This is a genomic window from Methylobacterium sp. WL19, assembly GCF_008040005.1.
Taxonomy (GTDB): Bacteria; Pseudomonadota; Alphaproteobacteria; order Rhizobiales; family Beijerinckiaceae; genus Methylobacterium; species Methylobacterium bullatum.
In genome coordinates, this window is sequence record NZ_VRVC01000180.1 from 1 (window position 1) to 7,050 (window position 7,050).

The following is a 7,050-nucleotide window of genomic DNA, read 5'->3' on the forward strand; positions in this document are numbered from 1 at the left end:
AGGCCGACGAGGGCGGCGAGCCGGGCCGGCGAGCGCGCAGCACCCCGCGCCAGGGTCTCGAAAGCGGAGACGATGAGCGCATCCCCGGTCAGCACCGCCAGGGGCTCGCCGAAGGCGGCATGGACCGAGGGTTTCTGCCGCCGCATCGGCGCATCGTCGAAACAGGGCAGGTCGTCATGGACCAGGGAGGCGCAGTGGATGAGTTCGATCGCCGCCGCCGCCGCGTCGGAGGCCGCCGGATCGTCGTCGCCGCAGGCGCGAGCGACCGAGAGGCAGAGGCGTGGCCGGATGCGGTGGCCACCGGGAAAGACCGCGTAGCGGATGGCCTCGGCCAGGAGCGGCGGCGCGCCGGGCGCCTCCGCATGGGCGACGGCAGCGTCGAGAGCCTGCTCGATCCGGCGGTTGGCATCCATGGCGCCACTCCCTGGTGTCTTTTCGTATTGCCATTGCAAAGTGTCAGATAATATTGACACTCGTCAAGGCAGAAACGGGTGACACAGTGGCGGCACAGCGGGTTGCGGTGATCGGAGCGGGGATCGGCGGGCTGGTGGCGGCCCTGCGCCTCGCCCATGCGGGGCTCGACGTCACCGTGCTCGAACGCGCGGCCGCGCCCGGCGGCAAGATGCGCAGCGTCCCGGCGGACGGGGCGCGGGTGGAGGCCGGCCCCACCGTCTTCACCATGCGCTGGGTCTTCGAGGAGATTTTTTCGGAATGCGGCGCCGACCTGTCGGACCGCGTGGAGCTCCGCCCGGCCTCCATCCTCGCCCGCCATGCCTGGGGGGCCGACCAGCGCCTCGACCTGTTCGCCGATCCCGAGGCGTCGGCAGCGGCGATCCGCGCCTTCGCCGGCCCCGGCGAGGAGGACGGCTACCGGCGCTTCCGCGCCCGCGCTGCGGAGGTCTACGGCACGCTGGAAGGGCCGTTCATCCGGGGCGAGCGGCCGAGCCCGGTCGATCTCGGCCGCCGCGTCGGCCTGTCGGGCCTCGGCGGTCTGCTGCGCATCCAGCCCTTCACCACCCTGTGGGGGGCGCTCGGCGAATACTTCCGCGATCCTCGCCTGCGCCAATTGTTCGGGCGCTACGCCACCTATTGCGGCTCCTCGCCCTTCGAGGCCCCGGCGACGCTGATGCTGGTGGCGCATGTGGAGAGCCAGGGCGTCTGGCACGTGGAGGGCGGCCTCAGCCGCCTCGCCGCCATCATCGCCGAACTGGCGCAGGAGAACGGCGCCCGCATCCGCTATCGCGCCGAGGTGGCCGCCATCGCGGTGGAGAACGGGCGCGGCATCGTCGGTGTCGACCTCGCCGATGGCGAGCGGATCGCGGCCGATCTCGTGGTGGCCAATGCCGATGCGGCGGCCCTCGGCGCGGGCCTGTTCGGATCGCGTGCGGCGCGGGCCGTGGAGGCTGTGCCGTCGAAAGCCCGCTCGCTCTCGGCGGTGACGCTCTGCGCGAAGGCCAAAACTTCCGGCTTCCCGCTGGTGCGGCACAATGTGTTCTTCTCGGGCGATTACGCGAACGAATTCGCGGAGCTCCGCGCCGGTCGGCTCCCGTCCGACCCCACAATCTATGTCTGCGCGCAGGACCGCGCCGACGACGATTCGGCCCTCGACCGACCCGAGCGCCTGCTCTGCCTCGTCAACGCCCCGGCCCTCGGCCGGGAACGCCCCCTCGCCCCCACGGAGATCGCCACATGCGAGACCAATCTGCGTCGCAAGCTGACGGAATGCGGGCTGACGATCGAGGCGACGCCCGGGACGGTGACCACCGATCCGGCGGGGTTCGAGCGGCTGTTTCCGGCGACGGGGGGCGCCCTCTACGGCAGGGCCTCGCACGGCTGGATGGCCTCGTTCAAGCGTCCGGGCGCCAGGACGGCGCTGCCGGGGCTGTATCTCGCGGGGGGCAGCGTCCATCCGGGGCCTGGGGTGCCGATGGCGGCGCAATCGGGGCGGATCGCGGCGGACAGCCTGCTGGCCGATCTCGCCGCGAAGGGCCGCGCTTCGACACGCCGGTGGCCCAAGGCGGTTACGTCTGGTGGTATGTCGACGCCCTGAGCGAGGACGGCCGCCAGGGGCTCACCATCATCGCCTTCATCGGCAGCGTGTTCTCGCCCTATTACGCCCTGGACCTCAGCCGCGACCCGTTCGACCACTGCACCATGAACGTCGTGCTCTACGGGGAGCGCGCCAACCGCTTCTGCATGACCGAGCGCGGCCGGGATTCGCTGAGGCGGGACGCGTCGCAGATCCGCATCGGCCCGAGCGGTCTCGCCTGGGACGGCACCACCCTCACCATCACCCTCGACGAGGTGACGGCGCCGATCCCCTCGCGGGTGCGCGGCACGATCCGCCTGCGCCCCAACGGCTTCACGCGGGACACCTTCACCCTCGACGCCGACGGCCGGCACCGCTGGTGGCCGATGGCGCCCTCCTCCCCCGTGGAGGTGACCCTCGACGCCCCGAGCCTATCCTGGCGCGGCACCGCCTATTTCGACACCAACCACGGCGACACCGCCTTGGGCCGGGATTTCAGCGATTGGACCTGGTGCCGGGCCGACCTCAAGGACGGGTCGGCGATCCTCTACGACGTGCGCCGCCGCGACGGCAGCCTCCAGAACCTATCCCTGCGCTTTGCCGCCGACGGCGCCCGCCGCGACATCCGCCCGCCCCTCCCCGCCGCTCTGCCGCCGACGCGGTTCTGGCGCATGCCCCGCGCCACCCGCAGCGACGACGGGGCGTCGAGCGTTGTCCGCACCTTCGAGGACACCCCGTTCTACGCCCGCTCACTCCTCGCCTCGACCCTCGACGGCGAGAGCGTGCGCCCGGTCCACGAGAGCCTGTCCCTCGACCGATTCCGCAACCCGCTGGTGCAGTTCATGCTGCCGTTCCGGATGCCGCGTCGGGCGGGGTGATGGGGGCTGTGACGCTTCTGCGGCGGGTTGGCCTCGAACCATTGTCCCCATCGGAGAGGTCTCTCAGGCGACGGCCACCCCGCCATCCGCCATTCGGGGCACCGGCCGGACTGTGTTATCCGGGCAACACGCGCCTTGCTATGATACATGTCTGGAATGTTTCCAGGATTAAAATCGGAAACAATTTTTCCAAATGTTAAGAGAGCATTGGCTGCTTGTTTCGATTCATTCTTAGAACCAATAAAAAATAAAGACCAGGAAAGGTTAGTTCGCCCGCTTGCTATTCCGTCGACCGGTCATGAAGGGACTGTGCATGCCCATAATCTGAATTGAGGGCATAAAATCAGTACAACACGAACCCTCGATCGGGCGACACGACAATGAACACCGGAGCAGCATCGCGGTTCCTTGCAACCCTCCTGTGTAGCACGGTGCTGGCCCCGGCCGCGCGGTCGCAACCGGCCGTCCCCGCAGGTGACACCGCGGTGACCCTCGACCAGCTCAGCGTCGAGGGCCTGCGCGGCAACACGGTGGGCTACCTGAGCCGTTCCAGCCGCAGCGCGACCAAGACCGACACGCCACTCATCGACACGCCGCAATCCGTGACGGTGATCTCGCAGCAGCAGATCCGCGATCAGGGCATGCAGTCCATCGGGGAGGCCGTCCGCTACGTTCCGGGCGTCATCCCGCACCAGGGTGAGGGCAACCGCGACGACGTCGTCATCCGCGGGCAGCGCTCCAACGCCGATTTCTACGTCAATGGCGTGCGCGACGACGTGCAGTACTTCCGCGACCTTTACAACACGCAGCGCATCGAGGTGCTGAAGGGCCCGAACGCCCTCGTGTTCGGCCGTGGCGGCGGTGGCGGCGTCATCAATCGCGTCCTGAAGGAGGCCGACGGCGTTCCGGTCCGCGAGATCGTGGCCCAGGGTGGTCAGTTCGGCAACAAGCGCGTCGCAGTCGATGTGGGCGACCGGGTCAACGAGAACGTCTTCTTCCGCCTGAACGGCATGGTCGAGGATACAGGCACTTACCGCGACTTCGTCGACGTCCGGCGCTACGGCGTCAACCCGACCATGACCTTCCTCCTGAGCCCGGTCACGACGCTCAAGCTGTCCTACGAGTATTTCCACGACGAGCGGAACACGGATCGCGGTATTCCCTCCCAATTCGGGCGCCCATACCGCTACAAGCAGAACGTGTCGACGTATTTCGGCAATCCGGACCTGAGCTACGCCCACATCGACGCCAATATCGCCACCGCGACCCTCGACCACCTATTCGAATCCGGCGTGGCGCTCCACAGCACCCTGCGCTTCGCCGATTATCAGAAGTTCTATCAAAATGTGTTTCCGGGCGGCTCGGTCAATGCCGCGGGCACGGCCGTCAACATCACGGCGTACAACAACGCGACGCCGCGGACGAACTACTTCAGCCAGAACGACTTCACCTACAAGTTCGAAGCCGCGGGCTTGCGGCATACGATGCTGGCCGGGTTCGAACTCGGTTATCAGGAGGGCCGCGCCTTCCGCGAGGAGGGGTTCTTCGCCAACGGGACGCAGACCCTCGTGGTCAACCCGCTCAGCCCCGTCACCCGCGCACCGGTCAGCTTCCGCAACACCACCGGCAACAACACGCGCTACGACCTCGGGCTGGCGGCGGTCTACGCCCAGGACCAGATCGAGATCGGACCGCACCTGCAGTTCATCGGCGGCCTGCGCTACGACCATTTCGACTTCACGTCGAACAACCTGAACGCGCGGGCTCCGGTCCCGGTGCAGACCAACCGCATCGACGACCTGCTATCGCCGCGCGCCGGCGTGGTGGTGAAGCCCTTCGAAAATCTCGCCATCTACGGCAGCTACAGCGTCTCCTACCTGCCCTCGGCGGGGGACCAATTCGGTTCCCTGTCCCCGGGCCTCGCCATCGCGCAGCCCGAGCGGTTCGAAAACGCCGAATTCGGCGTCAAGTACGATGTCTCCCCGGTGCTCCAGCTCACGGGCGCCTTGTACAACCTGGACCGCTACAACCAGCGCATCGCCGATCCGAACCGGCCCGGCTTCTTCCTCACGTCAGGGCAGACGAACACGCAGGGCGCGGAGATCGGCGCCAACGGCTTCGTTACGGATTGGTGGCAGGTCGCGGGCGGCTACGCCTTCACCGATGCCCGCATCGTCAGCAACGTTTCGAGCACCATCGTGTCGGGCAACACCGTCGGCCTGGTGCCCTTCAACGCCTTCACGCTCTGGAACAAGTTCGAGGTCTCGCCGGAATTCTCCTTCGGCATCGGCTACATCCAGACCGGGCACGCCTTCGCCTCGTCGGACAACAGCGTGCGGCTTCCGGGCATCACGCGGTTCGATCTCGGCCTGTTCTACAGGGTGAACGAGTTCTGGCGGGCGCAGATCAACATCGAGAACCTGTTCGACCGGCACTACATCGCCACCGCCGACGGCAACAATAACATCAGCCCCGGCGCGCCGCGCCTGATCCGGGCGCAGATCATCGCGCGGTTCTGAGCGGACATAGCGTCGTCGACCGATGTCGTCGACGCTATGCGCTCGCAGGTCCGCGTGTAACGTGCGATTCCGCCGTATCCGGTAAGGTCCCCGGTGCGGTGGCAGGCGAGAGACCCTCGTTCCCGAAGGACCTGAGTTCGTATGAGAGCTCGGGTCTTCGCCGGCCGTTCCGTCGCATCCGAACAATCGCTTGGGCCGCGCTTCGCGAAGCCCATTTGCGCGAGGATGAACGGTATCGTCGTCGGGATCGACGAATTCAAGAATCGGCTGGATCGGATGTTGGGGGGCCCTGCAGCGCGAGCGCGCCGGTCGCTTCGACGTCGCGACAGAGCGTCTCGCCTGCGCCGCCAGCCTCATGGGCGCCAATGCCCTCAACAATCCGGCACGAGGATAGGATCTCAAACAGGCTTCGACATAATGACGACCCTGCGTTCCAGGTTCTGGTTGGCCTTCGGGCCGTCGTTCTTGCCGTTTTCATGGTGAACCGAGCCACCGAAAGACGGGCCGTCGCTCACGGTCCCGCCAGCGAGGCCGGCCCACTCACCCCTTCCCCATCGAACCGCGCCCGTGCCGCTTCGATCTCCGCATGGCTCCGTTCCGCCCAGCGGATGAGCACCGCCAGGGGCTCCATGAGCGTGCCGCCGAGATCCGTCAGGCGGTATTCCACGCTGGGCGGCTTGGTGGGGTAGACTGTGCGGGCGATGTAGCCGTCGCGTTCGAGGTCGCGCAGGGTCTGGGTCAGCATCCGTTTCGAGAGGTCGGGGATCAGCCGGAGGATCGCGCTGAACCGGTGCGGGCCGCCGGCCAGCGCGGTGAGGATCAGGATCGACCATTTGTCGCCGGTCCGGTCCAGCACGTTGCGGACGGGGCAGCGGGCGGCCTCGAACCCTTTCGTACGCCAGCCCGCGAAGGTCTGCGCCAATTCGGCCTGAGCCGGTGCGGGGGCGGTTCCCTCGGCGTCACCTTGTCCCAAAATCCTGCCTCCTTCACAGCCGATGCGGTCTCAACTAGTTCCCTTGTACCGAAAGTGAACCCTGGGTAAGCCCGCCATGTCCGACACCCCTCATCCGACGATCTTCGTCACCGGCGCCTCCGGTCAATTGGGGCGCTTCGTCATCGCGGCTCTGCTGGAGCGTGTGCCGGCCGGCGCCGTCGTGGCGGGTGTGCGGTCCCTGGAGAGCGAGGCCGCCCAAGGCCTGCGAGACCGGGGCGTCTCCGTGCGGGTGGCCGATTAAGCGCGGCCCGAGACCCTGGTCGAGGCTTTCCGGGGCATCGAGCGCCTGCTGCTAATCTCCTCGAGCGAGGTCGGCCGGCGCGTCGCCCAGCATGGGAACGTCGTCGCGGCGGCGAAGGCGGCCGGGATCGGCCGGCTCGTCTATACCAGCCTCCTTCATGCCGACACCTCGCCGATCAATCTGGCCGGGGAGCATCGCGCCACGGAGGCCGCCATCGCCGCCTCAGGCCTGCCGGCGACGATCCTGCGGAACGGCTGGTACACGGAGAACTACACCGCCTCGATCCCCGGCGCGCTCGCCGGCGGCGCGTTCCTCGGCAGCGCCGGGGCGGGCCGGATCGCCTCCGCCGCTGTCTCTTATAAACATCTCAGATCACACTAGACTACGCT

At 67.6% G+C, this 7,050-nt stretch carries 5 protein-coding genes and 1 pseudogene; 4 read left to right on the forward strand and 2 right to left on the reverse strand.

Features of this window, described 5'->3' with window-relative positions:
- The coding region (locus FV220_RS23125; RefSeq protein WP_147833371.1) for a polyprenyl synthetase family protein at nt 1–413 on the reverse strand (413 nt) is incomplete at its 3' end.
- A gap of 86 nt (nt 414–499) precedes the next feature.
- Between FV220_RS23125 and crtD the strand changes: the two genes are divergently transcribed.
- The 3 genes from crtD (at nt 500) to FV220_RS23140 (ending at nt 5,426) form a co-directional block, all read left to right on the forward strand.
- Complete coding sequence (gene crtD / locus FV220_RS23130) at nt 500–2,050, forward strand: 1-hydroxycarotenoid 3,4-desaturase CrtD (RefSeq protein ID WP_147833372.1); 1,551 nt, start codon at nt 500–502, stop codon at nt 2,048–2,050.
- Nucleotides 2,008–2,907, forward strand: coding sequence for a carotenoid 1,2-hydratase (locus FV220_RS23135; RefSeq protein ID WP_187273513.1), 900 nt, complete (start codon nt 2,008–2,010; stop codon nt 2,905–2,907). Before crtD ends, FV220_RS23135 begins: the two co-directional genes overlap by 43 nt.
- A 380-nt stretch (nt 2,908–3,287) precedes the next feature.
- On the forward strand, nt 3,288–5,426 hold the full coding sequence (locus FV220_RS23140) for a TonB-dependent siderophore receptor (RefSeq protein ID WP_147833373.1): 2,139 nt from the start codon (nt 3,288–3,290) through the stop codon (nt 5,424–5,426).
- Nucleotides 5,427–5,937: 511 nt separating this feature from the next.
- On the opposite strand, the gene FV220_RS23145 is transcribed toward FV220_RS23140, so the two are convergent.
- Nucleotides 5,938–6,399 carry a helix-turn-helix domain-containing protein gene (locus FV220_RS23145; RefSeq protein ID WP_187273514.1) on the reverse strand — a complete coding sequence of 154 codons (462 nt, stop codon included), beginning with the start codon at nt 6,397–6,399 and terminating at the stop codon, nt 5,938–5,940.
- A 76-nt stretch (nt 6,400–6,475) separates the two neighbouring features.
- Between FV220_RS23145 and FV220_RS23150 the strand changes: the two are divergent.
- Nucleotides 6,476–7,012 (forward strand): annotated as a pseudogene (locus FV220_RS23150) (NmrA family NAD(P)-binding protein); the annotation flags it as partial.
- Nucleotides 7,013–7,050 lie beyond the last annotated feature (38 nt).